This window comes from Pseudomonas sp. S4_EA_1b (genome assembly GCF_016307435.1).
Taxonomy (GTDB): domain Bacteria; phylum Pseudomonadota; class Gammaproteobacteria; order Pseudomonadales; family Pseudomonadaceae; genus Aquipseudomonas; species Aquipseudomonas rhodesiae.
In genome coordinates this window covers 43,896-65,012 of the sequence record NZ_JAEILC010000078.1, presented here as the reverse complement: position 1 = coordinate 65,012, position 21,117 = coordinate 43,896, and the positions used below count along the sequence as shown (strand labels likewise).

Sequence of the window (21,117 nt, the reverse complement as noted above, 5' to 3'; positions counted from 1 at the left end):
CAGCCCTGTCGAGCAGGGCCATAAAAGCGGAGTGCATCAGCGATCCCTCGCACTGAATGATCAGGCGAGAGACTTTGGAGGGATTATCAGAGCAAAGAAGTCGGCGTTATTCGCCGGCAGGGTGAGGACGTTTCGCCAAAAGCGCGGGCAAACCGTGGGGTTGCTGTAGGGATAGGATTACAGCTTGAACAGTCCTACAGCTTCAGTTGCCCAATCGCCTTGCTCAACTCCCCAGCCAAGGTGGCCAGGTCATTGCTGGTGGTGGCAGAGCCCACTGTCTGTTGCACGGTGTTTTCGGTTACGTCACGGATGCTGACCACCGCGCGGTTCATCTCTTCAGCAACGTGGCTCTGCTGCTCGGCCGCGACGGCGATCTGAGTGTTGCTCTCGCGCATCTGCGCCACGGCGTCGGTGATTTCGGCAAGGGCGCCGGCGGCGTCCTGGGCCTGCTGCACACAGTCGTCGGCCTTGAAGGAGCTTTCCTGCATAAAGTCCACCGCATCGCGGGTGCCGGCCTGCAAGGCCGAAACCATGCGGGTGATTTCGTCGGTGGAGCTTTGCACGCGTTTGGCCAGGTTGCGCACTTCGTCGGCGACCACGGCGAAACCGCGGCCCATTTCACCGGCGCGGGCGGCCTCAATGGCAGCGTTGAGGGCCAGCAGGTTGGTCTGTTCGGCGATGCTGTGGATCACGCTGACCACGCCGTTGATTTTCTGGCTGTCTTCGGCGAGTTTCTGGATCATTTCCGCGGTTTGCTGCACACCGGTAGACAGCCCGGCGATCGAGCGTTGCACGCGGGTGACCACTTCGCGGCCGCTGCCGGCCAGGGTATCGGCGGTTTTGGACAGGTCGCGGGTAGCGCCGGCGTGCTGGGCAATGTGGTGCACGGTAGCGGTCATTTCATTGATCGCGGTGGCGGCCTGGTCGGTTTCGCTTTGCTGGCCGAGCATGCCGTGCTGCACATCGTTCATGCTGCTGGCCAGGCGCGCGGCACCTTCGTCGAGCAACCGGGCGGTGCTCGCGACAGTGTTGACCACCCGCTGGTAGCCGGCCTGCATGGCGTTGAACGCGCTGGCCATCTGGCCGACTTCATCTTTGCACGCCAATGGCACACGGGCCGACAGGTCGCCGGTTTTCTCCACATGCAGCATCACGTCCTTGAGGGTGTTGAGCTGGCTTAGCAGGAAGCGGATCAACAACTGCGAGGCGCACAGCATCGCCAGCATCAGGATCAACACCGCTGCGGCGTACTGGGTAAAGCGCTCGCTGAACACCTGGCTGAAGCTGGGGGCGTAGGCGAGTGCGGCGATTTGTTGGCCGTCCGCGCGGGCGACAACTTGCGCCCCCGCCAGAACATTCTCACCGAACAACGGCATAGGATTGAGTTCGACCCAGCCGCTGGCGCTGTTCAGGGCTGATAGATCCTGGTCGGCCAGTTGTGGGACTTGGCCGCGCGGGAACGTCAGCCACATCTCGCCCTTGGGCAACGCCTTATCGGCCGGCCAGGCGCTGAGCAATTGCGCCTGGGCCTGCGCCGACGCGTAGGATTGCGCGGTGCGGGCCTGCTGTTCGAGGTGCACGGCGTACAGCACCAGCAGCAGGGTGGTGACAAAGGCGACCGCGTTGACGGCCCAGAATTTGTATTTCAGCGAGATATTGCTAAGCCAGGCACCCATGGAAGGTTTTCTCTGATAGCGAAAGCAGCATTGGCAAGGTGCCAGTATTGTGCCTTTATCATAAAAAACCCTTTTGACATGGGTCAATGCGCCGCATCAATCCAGATTGGGCAACCCAAAAAACCGACGGGCGCAGGCGGTGCTGTGTAAGGCCAGGTCCTCTACGCTTTCCTGGCGGTGCAGGGCGACTTCACGCAGCACTTCCACGAGATAGGCTGGTTCGTTGCGGCCATTTTTCGGTTTGGGGCGCAGCGTGCGTGGTAACAGATAAGGCGCGTCGCTCTCCAGCATCAGACGTCCTCGGGGGATTTCTCCGACGAGCGGGTGCAAATGGGTCCCACGGCGTTCGTCGCAGATCCAACCGGTAACGCCAATGTGCAAATCGAGGTCGAGATAGCTGAACAGTGCCTGCTGTTCGCCAGTGAAGCAATGCACCACGGCGGCGGTGAGGTGGTCGAGGTAGTCCTTGAGGATTTCCAACAGGCGCTGGTTAGCATCACGTTCATGTAGGAACACTGGCAGTTTCAGCTCTGCGGCCAGGGCCAGGTGAGCTTCCAGCACTTTTTCCTGTTGCGGGCGCGGGGAGAAATCCCGATTGAAATCCAACCCGCATTCGCCGACGGCACGCACCCGGGGCTCACTGAGCAAAGCACGCAGACGCTGAGCGCTGTCACCGTTCCAGTCACTGGCGGAGTGGGGGTGAATGCCCGCCGTGCTGAAGAGGCGTTGGCCGTTTTGATCGAGTTTTACGCACAGGTCCAGGGCCTGTTCGCTACCTTCGACACTGGTGCCGGTGAGCACTAATTGCTGCACGCCGGCGGCATAGGCGCGGTCGAGAACGGCCTGGTGTTTATCGTCGAAACTGGCATTGGTCAGGTTGACGCCGATATCAATGAGCTGCATGGTGCTATCTCCGCCTGCGGCCGGAAAGCATATCAGAGCTGTAGATTTATAAGAAAAACCAAGAACTGCAACGGTTTATAGCTGTCTTTGAACGTTGCGACCGACATGGCTGATGGCTAAATGCCTTGTCCATGCTTGAGTTGCGCGCGAAGCCTGCGCTGAAAGCGCTCTGTTTCTGAATCCCAGCTCCTCGTTTTTCCGAGGGTGTTGACCAGTATTCTTTCCGGAGAGCGGATGATCCGACCCTCGGCGTTATTAATGTTATGCCTCACGCTGCTGCCGATGGCGGCGGTCGCGCGTCTGGACGGGCCACTGGAAGTGACCAAACCCAGCAAAGTCCGCGATCTGGCGGAGATTCGCTCAAGTCGCACCTTGCGCGTACTGGTCAACCAGAGCCGTAACAGTTCCGGCGAAGTGCAGGGGCAGGCCATTGGTGTCGAATACCATCGCCTGCGTGCGTTCGAGCAATACCTCAATGGCCATGCCCGCGATGGTCAGGAGATCAATCTCAAGATCATTCCCAAAGCCAAGGATCAGTTGCTCGCCGCGCTGGCCCGTGGTGAAGGCGATCTGGTGGCCCCCGGTGAACTGCTGGATATAAACACGGCCCACAAGATCGTCACCAGCGACCCGATTATCAGCGACGTGCCGCTATGGTTGGTGGGGGTCAAGGGTGAACGGCGGTTTACCAGGCTGGAGCAGTTGTCCGGTCGCACCCTGGCGCTGACCACTGGCAGTGCGGCGGCGGATGCTGTCAGCCAGGTCAATCAAAAACTGGCCCTGCACAAACAGCCACCGATCAAGGTGGAGTGGGTGGATCCAACGCTGGCCGTGGAGGATGTGTTGGAGATGGTCCAGGCAGGGATTTTCCATCTGACCATCGTTGAAAAACCCATAGCCGAGCGCTGGTCGAAGATCCTGCCCAAGTTGCGCTTCGATAAGCAGGTCGCGATCACGTCGCCCGGCGACGAGTTCTGGTTTGTGCGCCAGGATGCATCGATACTGCGCGCCAGTATCGACCGATTCCTCAAGACCTATCGCACCCCTGCGGACCAGGATGTGGCGTTCCAGCGCATCTACCGTCGTCTCTACCAGGTGCGCAATCCGCTGGCCCGCATCGATCGCCAGCGTCTGGAGAAACTGCGCCCGGTCCTGCAAAAGCACGCTGAGGAGCAAGGCATGGACTGGCTGAATTTGGCGGCGTTGGCGTTCAAAGAGTCGGCCCTTGACCCGAGCGCTCGAAACAGCGGCGGCCCCACCGGGCTGATGCAGATCACGCCATCGGCGGCACAGCGTGTGGGCGTCAACAATATCGAAACGCTCGACAGCAACGTGCAGGCCAGTGCGCGGTATCTGACGATGATTCGTCGCAAATTCTTCGCCAGCCCCAAGCTCAACGAGCGCGAGCGCATGGCGTTTGTGCTGGCAGCCTACAACATGGGGCCCGAGCGCGTTCAGGGCATGCGCACCGAGGCCAAGCGCCGCGGGCTCAACCCCAATCAGTGGTTTTTTCAGGTGGAGCGCATCGCCATGGAGCAAGTCGGGATGAGCGCAGTCGGCTATGTGAATAGTGTCAATAAGTACTATTTGGCATTCGACCGCGAACGAGAGTCTCTGGAGCCAGTGGCCACCAAAATCGCGTCACGAAAGTAATCGATTTTGTAGATATTAATCAGGCATTTTTTGCGCTTTTATCATCCTCTAAACTGATTAATATAGCGGCCAACCAACCTCTACTTCGAAAAGGATGTACGCCATGAGCCCACTTATCAAAAGCCTTCTGTCCACCCGCGCCGGTTATGGCCTGACGATTCTACGTATCGTCGTTGGCATCATCTTCGCCGCCCACGGTTCGCAAAAACTCTTTGGCTGGTTTGGTGGCTACGGTCTGGCGGGCACTGCCCAGTGGATGGAAAGCATTGGCCTGGCGCCGGGTACGCTGATGGCACTGCTGTCGGGCGGTACTGAGTTCTTCGCAGGCCTGGCGCTGATCATTGGTTTGCTGGTGCGTCCGGCGGCGCTGGGCTTGACCATCCTAACGCTGGTAGCGATCTTCTCGGTGCATATCCATAACGGTCTGTTCATGGCCAACAACGGTTATGAATTTGCCTTGGCCTTGCTGGGCGGCACACTGGCGGTGTTGCTGGAAGGTGCTGGCAAGCTCTCTGCCGACCGCGCCATCGCCAACTGACTGACTGGCAACGCTCTGAAAAGGCCCACGCATGCGTGGGCCTTTTCGTTGCCGGCGATTCTTGACATCGCCCCACCGGCTTCTCTAGGATGCCGTTCATGCGCCGATTTAAACAGCTAATTGCGGGGCGCCACTGGGACTCAATGCAGCCCGACAGAAGCGTGTTCTCCCTTGCGAGATACCTTCGAAATACCGCTAAAGCGCTGGTTCGGTGTTGCCTCTCACCTGCCCGCAGACTTTTGAGGCAGAGACACGACACGATGAATGCACTACGCCCTCTGATACGCCTGGCTCCGATCACTGCGGACCTCACGCAACGCAATCCGAAAATCCTTCTAGGTGGCATGCACCAGCCGACATTATTGCGTTATCTGGACGGCTGGCCGCGTCGTACTGGGCGGCCCTCCGCTTTCCTGATTCAGTTCGTTGAAGACGGCGACTCCCTCGCTAGGTTTGCCAGTGACAGCTTCGATCTCGCGGTCATTCAGGCCCCCAGTGCCGATAACGCTGAAGAAGTCATCCGTCAATTGACTCGGATCGCCCGGCAGGGGTTGATTGCGCGGCGGTAAGTATTCAGTAGAGCAGCGAGCGTGGCTGAGTGCGATGACGCTGTTGGCGTAACCACAGACCCCACGCTATCAGACATAGCGTCACGGGCACCGTAACGATCAACCCCAGCTTGATCATGAGTTCCAGGCGATGCACTGACTCGTATGCCTGGGTTTTCAGCGCGTGCAATTCCATGGGTAGACGCAGCCGCTCCTTGTTGAGGGCTTGCAGCTGGGTGTTAGGGTCCACCGCTTGGGTGCCGAGGTTGGTTGTGGGAGGGGTCAGCAGTTGCCACTCCTGCTCGGTTCGCTGAAGGCGTCGTTCCAATTCGGTCGCTTTCTCGCGGTAAGACTGTGCGGCCCTATCGCGCATCGTGTGCAACGCACTTGGCGCGGGGTTCGTCACCACCCGAGGGCGGAGGCTGGCGAGGGGTTCAAGCATGGACAAGTTATCCAGCGTATTCAAAATAAACATCATGTTGCCGCCAGGCGCCGTGCTGACCTCATCCATCAGTAAATCGGTGTCCGCCACCACCACCACATGGATGCGCTCGGCTTTTTGCAAACCGGGTGGTTGTCCCTTGATGCCATTGGGAAATGCCGAATAGGCCGGACCTTCGATACGTGCTGCAAGGGTATGACGTTGGGCGTGATGAGACATTTCGTCGGTCAGTGCATCGAATTTGAGCGCCGAGGCGAATCGCTCGGTTTCCAGCAATGCAGACTGCCAGGAGCTTTGCAGGAGAGGGGTGAAGGTGGTGCGACTTTTCATACGCGGCGAAAGGGCACCGCTGCTCGATACCGTCACCGTATTGAGTTTCCAGCTACTGATATCACTGGGGTTCATTGCCTCATGCGGCAGGTTCAATCTAGCCGGATGGCGCACGGCTGGTTTCCCGGGGCCGGTGACCACCGAGGAAGCATAGAGATGATCGATCAGCAGTTTGTCGGGGAATACTTGAATGCCCCATGCCGTGAGCATCTCGTCCAGGCGAGAGTTGGTGGGCAGGGCACCAGCGCCGTACTCGCTGATGGGGTCGATAAACATCAATAATCTGCCGCCCCTCAACGTAAATTGGTCTATCGCATACAGCGTGCGGTAAGACAGCGCGCGGGGTTGAACCACCATCAGTGTCTTGATGCTTGCAGGCACCTGTTCAAGGGTCGGCTCCAGATTGATCAGGTCGAAGTGGCGCTGCAGTTCCCCCATTAGACGCCCTGCGGATTCGCCCATGTCCAATCCGCTGAGCAGCCCGATTGTCCGGGGCTCTGGATGCTGCAGCTGGTAGATCAGGTGGTTGATTTCATATTCGAGCAATGGCTCACGGTCCAGGCTGAATGCTCCGATTCGTTGTGCGCCATGACCCGCGCGGTTGCCGATCAACCCCAGAAACCCAGTTTGGTCGTCGAGACCATATAATGCGGCTTTGTAGGCGTCTTCTGAAAAAGGCGCAGGCTCAATCAGGTGCAGGTTGATCATGCCTCTTGCGGCTTTTTCATATTCGCGGAGCAAGTCTTCGATACGCTTGCCGTAACGATTCAACGCATACGTTCGTTTGGGGTTGTTGTGTGCATTGAAATAATACAAGTCCAACGGCACCTCCAATGACACAAGTAAATCCTGCGTTGGTGGCGATAGGGTATGGATTTTGTGTTGTGTAAAGTCCCAGCGAAGCTCGGGAAGTTTGGCTGTCCAAACCAGGTTTAATGCAAGAAATAACAAAAAAATGACGACGAGTGTCATGCCGGTGCGCAGAGTGGAACGCATGCAGGGCTTTCCTTCTCAGCGGAGTTTGTAGTTGAGTGTGACAATCGTCGCAGTGAGAAAGGCAACGATCATGCTGGCGAAATAAAGACTGTCATGAAGCGTAAACTTTCCATTGTCGATTGTGCTGAATCTCGACTGTGGATTAAGGGCGCTTAAACTGTCGATAATCCAAATAGGGGCTTGGCGCTCCAGAGCGTCTACCCATGAAGAAAGGGCAGTGGCTGCCAGTAATAAACCTATCGTCAATATAAAAATAACCACACGTTGACGTGCCAACGTACACACAAAGCAACCGACGGACAGGTAGCTTCCCGCCAATAACCAGCTCGCCGCGAATTGCGAGGCGATGAGGCCATTATCGGCGCTACCCAGGTAATTGGCGGCGACGACCAGAGGGAAGCTGAGGATCAATGCCGTGCCTGCTACGACCCAGGCGGCGATGAACTTGCCGATAACCCGTTCGGCGGCCGTGATGGGTAATGCGCTCATAAGGTCGGCAAAACCGGGATCGGCCTCATCTGACCAGAGTCGTATGGTCAACGCCGGTATCAGCAATAGATAGAGCCAGGGGTGCCACTGGAAAAACACCAGCAGGTCACCACTGCCCTGTTCCACCCAGCGGTGAAGATACAACCCCGCCATGGTGGACAGGGCTAGAAACAGCGCAATGCTGAGATAGGTCGCGGGCGAAGAGGCATAGTTGGCGAGTTGGCGCTTGAAAATAACCGGCAGCAGCTTCAATGGGACCTCTCCTGGCTCAGTTGCTGAACCACATCGTTCACGCGACCGGGCTCCAGGTTCAATGTGTTGATTTTCCAACGGCGGTTGGCAATGAGCGTGTGTATATGGGGATAGATGGCATGCCCAGGCATGGCCAGAACGGTGACCGTGCCTGGCGCGTGGCGATGTTCCTCAATGCCGGCGACGCCGGGTAATACCGCCAAGGCCAGTAAGTCCAAAGAGGTGTCGGCCGAGAGGGTGACGGCCTGGAAGTGGCGGGAACTGCGTTGCAAATCGGGCAGGGGCGTGTCGGCTACCAGGCGACTATCAGCGATGAGCAATGCTCGCGTGCAGAGTTCGGCCAACTCTTCACTGTTGCGAGAGGAGATGATGACCGTCATCTCCTGCACGAGCGAACGGATAAACGCCTTGAGTGATAGTGCCTGATCCGCCGCAAGTCCCGCAGTCGGCTCGTCCAATAGCAGCACTGCGGGCGAATGCAGGATGGCCTGGGCGACGGACACCCTACGTTTGGTGCATGCGCAGAGCGCGTCGAGGGGTGCATTGAGGGCTGGGTACAAATCCAGTCGTGTCACCGCTTGTTCCACCCGAGCGCGTTTTTCGGCTCCGTGGTAACCACGTATGGCGGCGATATAGTTGAGAAATGCTTTAACGGACATCGTCGGGTGACTGAGGTCCTTAAAACGTTGGTAGCCGATAACTTGCTTGGCTTTATGTGGATAGGTTTGCGCGTTGATGCCGTCGATGTGTATGTGCCCGCCGGTGGGTTGCGTCGAACCGGATAGCAGGTTCAAAAGCATGGTCTTAACATCAGGCCCCTCGCCAAATAATCCTAGGCACTCTTGCTGACGGGCGCTGAATGAAAAATCGCTGATGATATTTTTCTTGTTCAGGGTTTTTGTCAGATTGCTTATTTCGATCATTTTTTTACCGAATAAGTTTGGCGTGACGTAGGGCTAGGATTCAAAAAGGGTACGGTTAATACTCGTCCTTGGGAACGACGGTCCGCGTTAATAAGAAAAGTCCTACGTGCGTGCCAGGTGAGTCACTGAAACAATTGTTTTGTGTTTTAGATGCTTGTGTTGGTAGGTGTTTATTTGATGTTTATATAAACATCCGACTTTTTTAAATGAGGTCCGATTACTATGATGCTTCTACGTACCCTTGTTCTTGAGCGCAACGGTCAGGATGCTCCGGTCAACGGCGCGCTGCTCTGTGGGTTCGCGGTAGGGCAGATCGCCTCTAACTTCCTTGTGTATAGTCTGGATGAGGAAGTTGAACCTGGGAGCTCCAGGGTTTATATCGCGGCGCTGCGCAAGAAACTCGAACGGTATTTCCTCAGCGGTGTTGAATCCAAGGAAGACTTGCAAATAGCCATGCATGTGTTCAAGCAGATTCTTATGTTGGCTGCGGCGTCAGGTACGAAAGCGGCCGGGGTCACCGAAACCCAGGTGCCTTATCATTTTGTCGATCTGAGGGGGTGTAAATTGCCGCCCGCGCGGCCTGAAGACCATCATTCGGTGACCATCAAGAAGGCGCTGGTGATGAAGGTGATCACTTTAGGCATGAATGCCTCCACACTGCCGGCGATCGAAAGCACCTCATTGATCGTGCCTTCCATTCGCTTTTCCTCCCAAATGATCTCCCCGCCCAAAGCGGCAAGCTCATCCGAAGCGGATGCTCAATCGGTGCTTGAACATTCTGTTGAAGAACCTCGACCGCTGCCTGTCGAGCCTCCCGAAACAGTCGTTCAGGCTGAGGCGCCCATCGCCAACGCGCAAGAACCTGAGCCGTCGTCGCCGCCGCCTTCGAAACTGCCTGCGCCGATGGAGCAAAGCGCACTGTTTGAAGTGGACAGCACATTGTCCAGTCTGGCCCGGGTCGCCCATGAGTTGACTCAACAGAAGCTCGCCGCGGCTGAGCGAGAGACCGCGTTGGAGCAGTGGCAGAATCGATTGTTGCAGGAGCAGAACCAGATCGGCGAGCAGGTCAAGGATCTGGAGCAGCGCACATTTCAACTGCGTGATCAGTCGCAGGACATCCAACGCAAGACCGAGACGCTGGCCGCGTTGAAGTCGCAATTGTCGGGCCTGCGTCATACGCTGCGGGGCATGTTGCATGAATTGGATCAGGCGTTGGATAGCTAGGAGTGAACGGCCCTGGCTACTTTCTTCGGTTCATTTATCATCAAGCGCAGCCCGCCGACGCCAGGGCCATCCCCTGGTGCATCGGTGTTTATGGATATTGCCTGGGGATGCGAGCGTTTGAGTACCAAGCTGATCACCAAAGAAGGTCATGAGGCGCTGAAAAAAGAGCTGGATTACCTGTGGCGCGAGAAGCGCCCGGATACCACGCGCAAAGTGACATGGGCGGCGTCGCTGGGGGACCGCAGCGAAAACGCCGATTATCAGTACAACAAAAAACTGCTGCGTGAGATCGATCGCCGTGTGCGCTACCTGCGCAAGCGTCTTGAAGACATGCGCGTGGTGGAATACGCACCGGAGCAGGAAGGCAAGGTGTTCTTCGGTGCTTGGGTTGAGATTGAAAACGAGCAGGGCGAAACCAAGCGTTTTCGCATTGTCGGCTATGACGAAATTTATGAGCGGATGGATTACATCTCCATCGATTCGCCGATGGCCCGTGCTCTGTTGCGCAAGCAAGTCGACGATGAGGCCATCGTGCAGACGCCAACGGGCGAGGTGTGCTGGTGGATCACCGCGATCGAGTATGAGAAGTGAAAATAACAGGCCCGCCGAGCGGGCCTGAGTTGTCTCAGCCTTCGCGCAGCACCGTCAGCGGGCTGGCATTGAGTGCGCGGCGGGTGCCGAAGACGCCTGCGCCGCCAATCAACACGGCACCGATGACGGGCAGCAGCAACAGCCACGGATGAGGCTGCCAGACCAGGTCGAATGCATAGCGGTATAGCGCCCAGGTCACCAGTTCAGTGCCCAGTGCCGCCAACAGTCCGCTCGCGGCGCCCAGTAACCCGAATTCGATGCGCCTGGCTTTGACCAGTAACTTGCGTTCGGCTCCCAACGCGCGCAGCAGCGCACCCTGGCGGATGCGCTCATCCAGCGTCGCTTGCAGGCCGGAGAACAGCACGGCCATCCCGGCGGCCAATACAAACAACAGCACGTACTCCACGGCCAGCGTCACTTGCGCAAGGATGCTGCGCAATTGCTCCAGCAGCGCCTCCACCTGCAGGATGGTCACGGCCGGGAAGGCGCGGGCCAGGTCGACGATCTGCTGATCATGACCGGGGGGCAGGTAGAAGCTGGTCAGGTACGTGGTCGGCAGATTCTTCAATGTGCCAGGCTGGAAGATCATGAAGAAGTTGGGCTGGAAGTTATCCCAGTTGATGGTGCGCAGACTGGTGACCCGCGCTTCGCGATTTTCCCCACCTATCGTAAAGACCAAGTGGTCGTTGAGTTTGAGCTTGAGGCTTTCGGCCACCTTGGCCTCGACCGAGACGCCGGGAATACCATCGGAGGGTTGCTGGGACCACCAAGCGCCCGCCGTCAGGGCATTGCCCGGCGGCACGTCGGCGGCCCATGTCAGGCTGAGGTCGCGTTGCACGGCGCGGTCGCCACTGGAGTCCTTGCTGACGATCTCCTGCACCGGTTCGCCGTTGATGCTGATCAGCCGCCCCGGCACCACCGGGTACAGCGGTGCCGATTGCGCCTGGACTTCCAGCAGGCGTGCGCCGAAAGCATCTTTGTCGGCCGGCAGGATGTTCAAGGCAAAATAATTGGGTGCATCTTTGGGCAACTGGTTTTGCCAGGTGTCGAGCAACTCGCCGCGCAGCAGGGCGATCAAGCCCATGGACAGCAGGATCAGACCGAATGCCAGGGCCTGACCGGCTGCGGCCAGCGGGTGGCGCAGCAATTGGCCCAGGCCCAGGCGCCAGGGCAGAGTCGCACCGGCCAACAGCCGATGCAGACTTTGCAACAGCAGCAAGAGCAAGCCGCCGAGCACCAATGCGGCCACCACGCCACCTCCCAGCAAGGCGAAGGTGAGCACCAGGTCGAGGCTCAGACGCCACATGATCAGGCCCAAGGCGAACAGCGCAGCACCGTAGACCATCCAGGTACTGGACGGGATGGGCAGCAGATCGCGGCGCAATACCCGCAGCGGCGGGACGCGCCCTAGCGCGGCCAACGGCGGCAAGGCGAAGCCCGCGAGCGCGACCAGCCCGGTGCCGATTCCTGCCACGGCCGGCAACAGCCCGCCAGGTGGCACATCCGCCGGCAGCAGATCCCGCAGAAAATAAAACAGACCGAACTGCGCCAGCCAGCCGAGGAGAGCGCCAGCGAGACTGGCCAGCAGGCCCAGTACGCTCAATTGCAGACTGAACAACAACATGGCTTCGCGGCGCGACAATCCCAGGCAACGCAACAGCGCGCTGGCGTCAAAGCGTCGCGTGGCAAAGCGGTTGGCCGACAAGGCCACCGCCACCCCCGCCAATAGAACGGCCACCAGGCTGGCCATGTTCAGGTAGCGTTCGGCCTTGCCCAGGGCGCCGCCGATCTGCTGGTTGCCATCGCGGGAATCCTGCAAGCGCTGGTTGGCGGCGAGGCCGGGCTTGATCAGGTCACGATAGGTTTGCAGCGCCGTACCGCCCTGGGGCGCGCGCCACAGTTCGCGGTAGCTGACGCGGCTGCCGGGCTGTACCACGCCGGTGGCTTGCAGGTCGGCGAGGTTGATCATCACCCTGGGGGTGAGGCTGTAGAAATTGCCGGCGCGGTCCGGTTCATAGGTGAGCACCCGCGCCAGGCGCAGGGTTTTCATGCCCACGTCGATGCTGTCGCCGACTTTTAGGTCGAGGGCCGTCAGCAGCCGCGCTTCTACCCAGGCTTCGCCGGGTTTCGGGCCGCCGCCTGGGGTTTCCTCGGCAAAGGGCGCGGCGGCACTCTTGAGCGCGCCACGCAGCGGGTACTGCTCGTTGACCGCCTTGATGCTGGAGAGCTGGATACCATTGTCGGTGGCAATCACGCTGGAAAATTCCACCACCCGGGCATGATCCAGGCCCAGCTCGGTACCGGACTTGATTTGCTCAGGGCGGGCGGGCGAGCTGCCTTCCAGCACCAGATCGGCACCGAGGAACTCGGTGGCGCGCAGTAGCATGGCGCCGTTGAGGCGGGCGCCGAAGTAGCCGATGGCGGTGCTGGCGGCCACGGCGACCAGCAGGGCGAAGAACAGCACGCGCAATTCGCCGGCACGGGCATCGCGCAGTAATTGACGCAGGGCAAGGCTGAACAGACGCAACAGCGGCAAACGTGCCATCAAGGCTCCAGGGGCGCGACCATCAGGCCGGCTTCAAGGCGGATCAGGCGTCGGCAACGGTGGGCCAGGCGCTCGTCGTGGGTGACCAGCACCAGGGTCGTGCCGCTCTCTTTATTGAGTTCGAACAGCAGATCGCTGATGCGCTCGCCGGTGTGGCTATCGAGGTTGCCGGTAGGTTCATCGGCGAACAGCACGTCGGGCTCGGCGGCGAACGCCCGAGCAATCGCCACCCGTTGCTGTTCGCCACCGGACAACTGACGGGGCGAGTGGGTCAGGCGTTGCCCCAAGCCCACGCGCTCAAGCAAGTGCCTGGCGCGTTCGCGGGCGTCTTTGCGGCCGTCCAGTTCCAGCGGCAGCATGACGTTTTCCAGCGCATTGAGGCTGTCGAGCAATTGAAAGGATTGGAAGACGAAGCCCACATGCTCGGCGCGGATGCGCGCCCGTTGGTCTTCGTCCAGGCGGCTCAGGGCTTGCCCGGCGAGGGTGACTTCGCCGCCGCTGGGCAGGTCGAGGCCGGCCAGCAGGCCCAAGAGTGTGGATTTGCCGGAACCGGAACTGCCGACGATAGCCAGGCTGTCGCCCTTGTTCAGTTCCAGGCTCAGTTCGTGCAGGATAGTCAGTTCACCTTCCGCGCTGGGAACCACTTTGCTAAGGTTCCGCGCGGTGAGAATGCTTGCGCCCATGGAGAATCCGATGCGAATGTGGTTTTTGAGTGCTGGCCTGGCCTTGATGTGCATGGCCCAGAACGCAGCGGCGGGTACAGTCCTGATCGTTGGCGATAGTATCAGTGCCGGTTTCGGCCTGGATACCCGCAAAGGGTGGGTGGCGCTGCTGGAGCAACGGCTCAAGAACGAAGGGTTTGACGATACCGTGGTCAACGCTTCCATCAGTGGCGATACCAGTGCGGGAGGGCTTGCGCGGCTGCCGGCGGCGCTTGCAGCGCATAAGCCGGAGGTGGTGATCATTGAGCTGGGGGGCAACGATGGGCTGCGCGGTCAGCCGCCGGCGCAATTGCAACAAAATCTTGCTTCGATGATTCAGCAGTCTCGGGACAGTGGAGCAAAAGTGTTGCTGCTCGGCATGCAGATCCCACCCAATTATGGAAAACGCTACGTCGAAGCCTTTAATAAGGTGTTCGGCGATGTGGCGCAGGAAAAAAAGGTGCCGCTGGTGCCGTTTTTCCTGGAGGGCGTGGGGGGGCATCCCGAGCTGATGCAGGCCGACGGTCTTCACCCGGCGGTCGGTGCTCAGGACAAGTTGCTGGAAAATGTCTGGCCATCGCTCAAACCGCTGTTATGACGCTTTTCTACCGGCAGGCTTTCGGCTAAGGTGGCGCCCCCTGATTTGGAGCCCTCGATGTCGCGTCCTGCCTGGTCCCTGTTTAACTACCAACTGATCGAGCCGGACGAGCAGCTGGATTTGTTCGCCTGCCAGGAAGTGCGGGTGCATCTGGTGACGCGTCAATTGGAACTGGGCGGCTCCATCGATCGCACGCTGTGCGGCACGTTATTGCCGGCGCAGCCGCGTTGGTCGCTGGTGGATCGGTCGATTTTCCAGGACCAGCGTTTGTGCCCCCTCTGTCGGGCTATCCTTGAGTCTCAGAAGCGCGGCACACCGCCGATCTGGCCGGAGCTGCGTTTTGAACTCTAGAAGCAGCTGCAAGCGTCAAGCTATAAGCTGTAAGCTAGCAATTGGCTTTTAACTTACCCGTCGTTCTGCGAAGGATTTTTCGGATGTTGTCGCGCCTTTCCGTCGTTACCTGCTGCCTGTCGCTTGCTGCCCTGTGTGCGGCCGGTTCGGCAGCGGCCCTGCAGTTGCCCTTGCCACCCCCGGGGGAAGACATCGTCGGCCAAGTCCAAGTGATCAAGGCCAAGTACGAAGACACCTTTGCCGATCTTGGCACTGCGTATGACCTGGGCTACTCGGAGATGGTCGCGGCCAACCCGGGCGTTGATGCCTGGTTGCCGGGCGCGGGCACCGAGATCGTGCTGCCGACGCGCTTCATCCTGCCGCCCGGGCCGCGCGAAGGCATTGTGATCAACCTCGCGGAATACCGGCTCTACTACTACCCCAAAGGCCAGAACGTGGTTTACACGTTCCCGTTGGGGATCGGTCGTGAAGGCTGGGGCTCACCGATTGCCCACACCAGCATTATCGCCAAGACGCCCAACCCGACCTGGACACCCCCGGCCTCGATCAAGGCCGAGCACGCCGCCAATGGCGACCCGCTGCCCAACGTGGTGCCGGCTGGGCCGAACAACCCCTTGGGGCCGTTCAAGTTCACGCTGGGAACGCCGGGGTATCTGATCCACGGTTCCAACATGAAGTTCGGCATCGGCACGCGTACCAGCCATGGCTGCTTCCGCATGTTCAACAATAACGTGTTGGAGATGGCCGATATGGTGCCGGTCGGCACCTCGGTGCGCATCATCAACGATGCCTATAAGTTCGGCAGCAGTGGCGGCAAGGTGTACCTGGAGGCGCATACACCCCTGAACGATGACGGCACGCCATCGGTAGTGGACAAACATACGGCGGTGATCAACGCCTTGCTCAAGCGCGAAGACCTGGCCAATAACCTGCGGGTCAATTGGGATCAGGTGCGTGACGTGGTGGCGGCGGAAGACGGTCTGCCCACTGAAATCGGTGTGCCAGGCGCGGCGCCCATGGTATCCAGTACGCCGATCGATCTGCAGCAGTAAGCCCGCAACCTGCCAAGCCCGCCCCGGCCTGGTGCCGCGGCGGGTTTTTTATTGGCCGGGGTTACGGGTGAATCCCAGGCAATAAAAAGCCGATCCAAAAATGGATCGGCTTGATAACAACCCCGAGGGGTTATTACTTGCGGCTAGCTTTTTCAAGCATGCGCAGAGCGCGCTCGTTAGCTTCGTCAGCAGTCTGTTGTGCTTTTTGAGCAGCAGCCAGAGCTTCATCAGCTTTACGGTAGGCTTCGTCTGCACGAGCCTGGGAGCGAGCTGCTGCGTCTTCAGTTGCAGTCAGACGAGCTTCGGTTTCTTTGGAGACGCTGCTGCAACCGGTAGCCAGAACTGCGGCCAGAGCCAGAGCAGAGAATTTCAGAACGTTGTTCATCGTGTTCCCCTTCAAGGACTTTCTATTAAATGGCTACTTCTCAGATTGAGCTTATAGCCGGCGTACATACTACCCATTACTTGTAGTAAGTAAACTGACGCAGCGCAAGAAGCAAAAAAAATTCTTGCGGCGAATCTGTTTTGGCTAACCTTGCGTGGGTTTGTATAAAAACTGTCCAATTTTTTTTCACTGGGCCCGCATCGAGCCTCGCTGAAAGGGCCATGCCGCCTGTGTTGGGCCTTGTACATAGATGAAAATTTATATAACTATCCGAGCACTTCCGTTGCGCTTGACGGTGCATGGCCTGGCATCTTTTTTAAGCATGTAGTGGTGACTTTAAGAGCGCCTGTTCGTCTCAAGGTTCAACTGCCGGCAATGTTCAGGCTTTCGATCATCGATGGGTCGAAGCCCTTTCTGTATCCACCAGCGGCGGGGGATGGTGCATGCGCCTTGAGCAATTGCAGGATTGGTGCCTACTATTCCCTACGGGCTGGTTGCGAGCGCTAGAGGTATTCTCGTTGTCGAAACCGGCACGGGTTGGCGTAGATGTTCCTTCGCCGGAAAAACATCGGTAAGGTAGGGGTCAGAAACCAAGACCCGCGAGGAGTAGTGATGAGCGAGGCGTTGTCCATCCACCATGACCAGACGGGTCATCAGTTCGAGACCACTGTGGACGGTCATCGTGCCTACTTGACCTATATGGACCTTGGTAAACAGACCCTGGATATCTATCGCACCTTCGTGCCTAACGCATTGAGAGGGCGTGGTATCGCGGCAGCGCTGACCGAGGAGGCCTTGAAGTTCGCCGAGGCGGCGGGCTACACGGTGATCCCGTCCTGCTCTTACGTAGAGCGTTATATGGAGCGCCACCAGCGCCATGCCGCCAAGTTGTAAGGCATTCAGATCAGCATAAAAAACGCCGGGCTCAGCCCGGCGTTTTTGTGTGCGTAAACCCGAGCCGGGTTCAGCCGCGTTGGCGCTTGGGCAATACATCCTTGAGCTTGGCGTGCATGCTGCGCAGGGTGTTCTCGGTGGCCGCCCAATCGATGCAGGCATCGGTGATCGACACGCCATACTGCAAGTCGGCAAGGTCCTTGGGAATCGCCTGGCAGCCCCAGTTCAAGTGGCTCTCGACCATCAGGCCGATGATCGACTGGTTGCCTTCCAGGATCTGGTTGGCAACGTTTTCCATAACCAGCGGCTGCAGGGCCGGGTCCTTGTTGGAGTTGGCGTGGCTGCAGTCGACCATGATGTTCGGCTTGATCTTGGCCTTGTTCAGCGCCTGTTCGCACAACGCGACACTGACCGAATCATAGTTGGGCTTACCGTTGCCGCCCCGCAGCACCACATGGCCGTAGGCATTGCCCTTGGTGGTGACGATGGAAACGCCGCCTTCCGGGTTGATGCCCAGGAAGCGGTGAGGGCTGGAGACCGATTGCAGCGCGTTGATCGCTACGGTCAGGCCGCCGTCGGTGCCATTCTTGAAGCCCACGGCCGACGACAGGCCGGACGCCATTTCGCGGTGGGTCTGGGATTCGGTGGTGCGTGCGCCGATGGCCGACCAACTGATCAGATCCTGCAGGTATTGCGGGGAGATCGGGTCGAGTGCTTCGGTGGCGGTGGGCAGGCCCATTTCGGCCAGATCCAGCAGCAATTGACGACCGATGTGCAAACCGTCCTGAATCTTGAACGAGTCGTCCAGGTACGGGTCGTTGATCAGACCTTTCCAGCCGACGGTGGTGCGCGGCTTCTCGAAGTAGACACGCATGACCAGATACAGGGTATCGGAGACTTCTGCCGCCAATACCTTGAGGCGCTCGGCGTATTCGTGAGCCGCCTTGAGGTCGTGGATCGAGCAAGGGCCGATCACCACGAAGAGGCGATGGTCGGTGCCGTCGAGGATATTACGAATGACTTCGCGGCCTTTGGTAACGGTCTGCAGGGCAGTCTCGCTCAAAGGGATTTCGCGCTTGAGCTGATCGGGGGTGATCAGAGTCTCGTTGGATTCGACGTTAAGGTCATTGATCGGTAAATCAGCCATCGTGTTACTCGTCAGGGTCACGGGTGCCGGCCGCCAGCCGTTCCCGTGCGGCGGTGCACAGCATGATTTGGATGCAGGGGGGAGGAACCTTAGCGCGTATTACGGGCCCGCGACAATGGGCGGCGCGGGTTTAATCCCGCACGGGCTGCACAAACGCGTCGTGGGAGAACTCTAACGCGTGCCGCGCAACCCACTCCCTGGCCAGGGCCTCGAACTGCTGAGGGGAGGGCTCGACATCTTCGTGCTGGCGGCAGTAGCGTTCTATCCGGCATGCTTGCTCGCCCATGCGCGCGCCGAACAGGGCATGTTCATCGGTGAACGAGATGCCCACACGATAGCCACTTTCAACCTTGCGGCACCAGGCCACGTACCCCGGATAGCGGGCGCTGGCGCCCAAGGATGGGATGTGCAGATCCACCGCCGTGCCTTGTCGCCAGGCGCGCGGCCAATGACAAGCAATGCCGCCCAAGCCGGCAGTGAGGAGGCGTTGACGGGGAATGGCGGGAGAGGGGCGTTGGATTAACTCGACAGCGACATCATCAGGGTGAGGTAAAAAACGACCCATGTACACGGACTCCGAGCACCGTCCAGTTGACGGCGGTGGCAGCAGTATAGTGAAGGAACTGGAATTGACCGACCTGGATATTGACCAGCAATTGCTGGGATTGCCAGGAATTTCGCTGGTGGTATTTGTCAGCGCCGGCTGTTCCAGTTGCCGCTGGGCGCGTCAGCAAATGCCGGGCTGGCGCTTGCCGGTGGACCGCGTGTGCTGGGTGGATGCCGGGCATAACGGCGGTGCGGTCGAGCGTTACCAGATCTTTCATTTGCCGGCGTTGTTCGTGGTGTGCGAGGGTCAATTCCTTGGGCAATTGCAGACACGTCTTACACCTGCGGCCGTTGGCGAGGCTGTAAATGAAGCGCTTACCCGCACACCGGAGGAGTTGCCATGACCACAGTTACACCCCAGTCGCCTCGCATTGGCATCATCGGCACCGGCGCCATTGGCGGTTTTTATGGCTTGATGCTGGCGCGCGCCGGGTTTGATGTGCACTTCCTGCTGCGCAGCGAATATGCGGTGGTCAGCGAGCAGGGGTTGCGCGTGAACAGCGGTGTGCATGGCGCTTTGCATCTGCACCCCGTGCAGGCTTACGCCCAGGCAGCCGATATGCCGCCCTGCGATTGGTTGTTGGTAGGCACCAAGTCCACCGGTAATGTGGAGCTGGCGCCGACCCTGGCCCAGGTTGCGGCGCCGGATGCCAAGGTGGTGTTGTTGCAAAACGGCCTCGACGTTGAGGACAGCCTGCGTGAACACTTGCCGGCATCGCTGCACCTGCTGGGCGGCTTGTGTTACATCGGCGTACACCGTTCCGGCCCCGGTGTGGTCGAGCACCAGGCCCTGGGGCGGGTTAATCTCGGCTATCACAGCGGCTCGGCCGCCAACGATGAAAACCGTCAGAAGGAGATTGTCGAGGCCGGCGCCGCGTTGTTTCATAAGGCCGGTATCGAGTCACAGGCCATGGCCAATGTGCATCAGGCGCGCTGGCATAAATTGGTGTGGAACGTGCCTTTCAACGGCCTCTCGGTTTTATTGAAGGCTGGCACCACCAACCTGATGGCCGACGCCTCCAGCCGCGAGCTGATCCAGGCGCTGATGGCCGAAGTGATACAGGGCGCCCATGCGTGTGGCCACGAAATCCCGGCCAGCTATGCCGAGCAGATGTTCGCCATGACCGAGACCATGGAGGACTACCTGCCGAGCATGTATCACGACTATATGCACAAGCGCCCGTTGGAACTGGCGGCGATCTATGCACGGCCGTTATCCGCCGCCAAGGCCGCCGGGTGCGAGCTGCCGCGTATGCAGGCACTGCACCAGGCTTTGAGTTTTATTGATCGGCACAATCGCTGATCGGGAGGAGCACAGATGGCAAAGGGATTGGGTGACAAACTGGTGCTGGCGATTTCGTCGCGGGCGCTGTTCGACCTCAGCGAAAGTCACAAAATCTACCTGGCCGAAGGCGTGGAGACTTATCGCAAATACCAGATCGAACATGAAGAAGAGATCCTGGAACCCGGCGATGCCTTCCCGCTGGTCAAGAAACTGCTGAGTCTCAACGCTAGCCTGGGCCGTGCCCGTGTCGAGGTGGTGCTGGTGTCGCGCAACAGCGCCGACACCGGCCTACGCGTGTTCAATTCCATCCAGCATTACGGCCTGGATATTTCTCGCGCCGCGTTCGTTGGAGGACGTAGTCCTTATCCTTATTTGGCGGCATTTGGTTGCCATCTGTTTTTGTCCACCCATGCCGAAGATGTGCGCAGCGCCCTGGATGCCGGTTTCGCGGCGGCGACGATTTTGTCCGGCGGTGCGCGTCGGGCCAGCAGCGAGGAATTGCGCATCGCCTTCGACGGCGACGCGGTGCTGTTCTCCGATGAATCCGAGCGTGTGTACCAGGCCGGAGGGCTTGAAGCATTCCAGGCCAGCGAGCGCGAATCGGCACGCCAGCCGTTGCATGGTGGGCCTTTCAAAGGGTTTCTGGCGGCGCTCAACTTGCTGCAACGTGAGTTTCCGGATGAGGCTTGTCCAATCCGTACCGCACTGGTGACCGCGCGTTCGGCGCCGTCCCATGAGCGGGTGATCCGCACTTTGCGAGAGTGGGACATTCGGCTGGACGAGTCGCTGTTTCTTGGCGGCTTGGAGAAATCCGCGTTTCTTGAGGCATTCGCCGCCGATGTGTTTTTTGATGATCAGGCCGGTCATTGCGAGAAAGCCAGAGAGGTGGTCGCCACCGGGCATGTGCCCCATGGCATTAGCAATGAACTGAAGAGCCCGGTCTGAGCCAGTCCAACTCCGCACGGCGCTGCTAAGCTGTTTTGATCTC

The 21,117-nt window shown here is 59.2% G+C and carries 22 protein-coding genes; 12 read left to right on the top strand and 10 right to left on the bottom strand.

Annotation, left to right across the window (positions count from 1 at the left end; genetic code table 11):
• Nucleotides 1–194: 194 nt before the first annotated feature.
• Complete coding sequence (locus tag YA0848_RS23170) at nt 195–1,676, bottom strand: methyl-accepting chemotaxis protein (RefSeq protein WP_169903284.1); 1,482 nt, start codon at nt 1,674–1,676, stop codon at nt 195–197.
• A 96-nt stretch (nt 1,677–1,772) separates the two neighbouring features.
• A complete protein-coding gene (locus tag YA0848_RS23165) occupies nt 1,773–2,579 on the bottom strand; it encodes a TatD family hydrolase (protein WP_169903283.1) in 807 nt (268 codons plus the stop codon).
• A gap of 234 nt (nt 2,580–2,813) precedes the next feature.
• Between YA0848_RS23165 and YA0848_RS23160 the strand changes: the two genes are divergently transcribed.
• From YA0848_RS23160 to YA0848_RS23150, 3 genes are all read left to right on the top strand, one after another.
• Complete coding sequence (locus YA0848_RS23160; protein ID WP_169903282.1) at nt 2,814–4,232, top strand: transglycosylase SLT domain-containing protein; 1,419 nt, start codon at nt 2,814–2,816, stop codon at nt 4,230–4,232.
• 103 nt (nt 4,233–4,335) lie between these two features.
• The gene (locus YA0848_RS23155) at nt 4,336–4,770 is read left to right on the top strand and encodes a DoxX family protein (protein ID WP_034096571.1); all 435 of its coding nucleotides are present in this window, start codon (nt 4,336–4,338) and stop codon (nt 4,768–4,770) included.
• A 260-nt stretch (nt 4,771–5,030) separates the two neighbouring features.
• The gene (locus tag YA0848_RS23150; RefSeq protein ID WP_169903281.1) at nt 5,031–5,339 is read left to right on the top strand and encodes a class I SAM-dependent methyltransferase; all 309 of its coding nucleotides are present in this window, start codon (nt 5,031–5,033) and stop codon (nt 5,337–5,339) included.
• A gap of 4 nt (nt 5,340–5,343) precedes the next feature.
• On the opposite strand, the gene YA0848_RS23145 is transcribed toward YA0848_RS23150, so the two are convergent.
• From YA0848_RS23145 to YA0848_RS23135, 3 genes are read right to left on the bottom strand one after another with little or no spacing between them, the layout of a single operon-like run.
• A complete protein-coding gene (locus YA0848_RS23145; RefSeq protein WP_169903280.1) occupies nt 5,344–7,086 on the bottom strand; it encodes a Gldg family protein in 1,743 nt (580 codons plus the stop codon).
• Between the two features lie 15 nt (nt 7,087–7,101).
• Nucleotides 7,102–7,827, bottom strand: coding sequence for an ABC transporter permease (locus YA0848_RS23140; RefSeq protein WP_169903279.1), 726 nt, complete (start codon nt 7,825–7,827; stop codon nt 7,102–7,104).
• Nucleotides 7,824–8,750, bottom strand: a complete 927-nt coding sequence (locus YA0848_RS23135) for an ATP-binding cassette domain-containing protein (protein WP_169903278.1) — start codon at nt 8,748–8,750, stop codon at nt 7,824–7,826. Before YA0848_RS23135 ends, YA0848_RS23140 begins: the two co-directional genes overlap by 4 nt.
• Before the next feature lie 222 nt (nt 8,751–8,972).
• On the opposite strand from YA0848_RS23135, the gene YA0848_RS23130 reads away from it, so the two are divergent.
• The gene (locus YA0848_RS23130) at nt 8,973–9,974 is read left to right on the top strand and encodes a hypothetical protein (RefSeq protein WP_047882267.1); all 1,002 of its coding nucleotides are present in this window, start codon (nt 8,973–8,975) and stop codon (nt 9,972–9,974) included.
• Between the two features lie 117 nt (nt 9,975–10,091).
• Entirely contained in the window at nt 10,092–10,565 is a 474-nt protein-coding gene (gene greB, locus YA0848_RS23125; RefSeq protein WP_034096790.1) for a transcription elongation factor GreB, read from the top strand.
• Nucleotides 10,566–10,599: 34 nt separating this feature from the next.
• On the opposite strand, the gene YA0848_RS23120 is transcribed toward greB, so the two are convergent.
• Both YA0848_RS23120 and YA0848_RS23115 read right to left on the bottom strand, forming a co-directional pair.
• A complete protein-coding gene (locus tag YA0848_RS23120) occupies nt 10,600–13,110 on the bottom strand; it encodes an ABC transporter permease (RefSeq protein WP_034137500.1) in 2,511 nt (836 codons plus the stop codon).
• Nucleotides 13,110–13,793 carry an ABC transporter ATP-binding protein gene (locus tag YA0848_RS23115; protein WP_034112578.1) on the bottom strand — a complete coding sequence of 228 codons (684 nt, stop codon included), beginning with the start codon at nt 13,791–13,793 and terminating at the stop codon, nt 13,110–13,112. Before YA0848_RS23115 ends, YA0848_RS23120 begins: the two co-directional genes overlap by 1 nt.
• Nucleotides 13,794–13,803: 10 nt before the next feature.
• Here YA0848_RS23115 and YA0848_RS23110 point away from each other — a divergent pair, with 10 nt between their 5' ends.
• The 3 genes from YA0848_RS23110 to YA0848_RS23100 all read left to right on the top strand — a co-directional run bounded on the left by YA0848_RS23110 (nt 13,804) and on the right by YA0848_RS23100 (nt 15,812).
• Entirely contained in the window at nt 13,804–14,409 is a 606-nt protein-coding gene (locus YA0848_RS23110) for an arylesterase (protein WP_034096578.1), read from the top strand.
• Between the two features lie 57 nt (nt 14,410–14,466).
• Complete coding sequence (locus YA0848_RS23105; RefSeq protein ID WP_003172705.1) at nt 14,467–14,760, top strand: hypothetical protein; 294 nt, start codon at nt 14,467–14,469, stop codon at nt 14,758–14,760.
• Nucleotides 14,761–14,843: 83 nt separating this feature from the next.
• Entirely contained in the window at nt 14,844–15,812 is a 969-nt protein-coding gene (locus YA0848_RS23100) for a L,D-transpeptidase family protein (RefSeq protein WP_034096579.1), read from the top strand.
• A 133-nt stretch (nt 15,813–15,945) separates the two neighbouring features.
• On the opposite strand, the gene oprI is transcribed toward YA0848_RS23100, so the two are convergent.
• A complete protein-coding gene (gene oprI, locus YA0848_RS23095) occupies nt 15,946–16,197 on the bottom strand; it encodes an outer membrane lipoprotei OprI (protein ID WP_003172710.1) in 252 nt (83 codons plus the stop codon).
• A 612-nt stretch (nt 16,198–16,809) separates the two neighbouring features.
• Here oprI and YA0848_RS23090 point away from each other — a divergent pair.
• Nucleotides 16,810–17,091 (top strand): GNAT family N-acetyltransferase, encoded by a 282-nt coding sequence (locus YA0848_RS23090; RefSeq protein ID WP_034096580.1) that lies wholly within the window; start codon nt 16,810–16,812, stop codon nt 17,089–17,091.
• A 70-nt stretch (nt 17,092–17,161) separates the two neighbouring features.
• Here YA0848_RS23090 and YA0848_RS23085 read toward each other — a convergent pair whose 3' ends face one another.
• Nucleotides 17,162–18,238: a 3-deoxy-7-phosphoheptulonate synthase gene (locus tag YA0848_RS23085; RefSeq protein ID WP_034096581.1), complete on the bottom strand. Its 1,077-nt coding sequence runs from the start codon at nt 18,236–18,238 to the stop codon at nt 17,162–17,164.
• A 130-nt stretch (nt 18,239–18,368) separates the two neighbouring features.
• A complete protein-coding gene (locus tag YA0848_RS23080) occupies nt 18,369–18,803 on the bottom strand; it encodes a PilZ domain-containing protein (protein ID WP_169903277.1) in 435 nt (144 codons plus the stop codon).
• Between YA0848_RS23080 and YA0848_RS23075 the strand changes: the two genes are divergently transcribed.
• From YA0848_RS23075 to YA0848_RS23065, 3 genes are read left to right on the top strand one after another with little or no spacing between them, the layout of a single operon-like run.
• A complete protein-coding gene (locus YA0848_RS23075; RefSeq protein WP_034096583.1) occupies nt 18,802–19,188 on the top strand; it encodes a hypothetical protein in 387 nt (128 codons plus the stop codon). The genes YA0848_RS23080 and YA0848_RS23075 overlap by 2 nt on opposite strands.
• The gene (locus YA0848_RS23070; protein ID WP_034096584.1) at nt 19,185–20,147 is read left to right on the top strand and encodes a putative 2-dehydropantoate 2-reductase; all 963 of its coding nucleotides are present in this window, start codon (nt 19,185–19,187) and stop codon (nt 20,145–20,147) included. Before YA0848_RS23075 ends, YA0848_RS23070 begins: the two co-directional genes overlap by 4 nt.
• Before the next feature lie 15 nt (nt 20,148–20,162).
• A complete protein-coding gene (locus YA0848_RS23065; protein ID WP_034096585.1) occupies nt 20,163–21,074 on the top strand; it encodes a 5'-nucleotidase in 912 nt (303 codons plus the stop codon).
• Nucleotides 21,075–21,117: the final 43 nt, after the last annotated feature.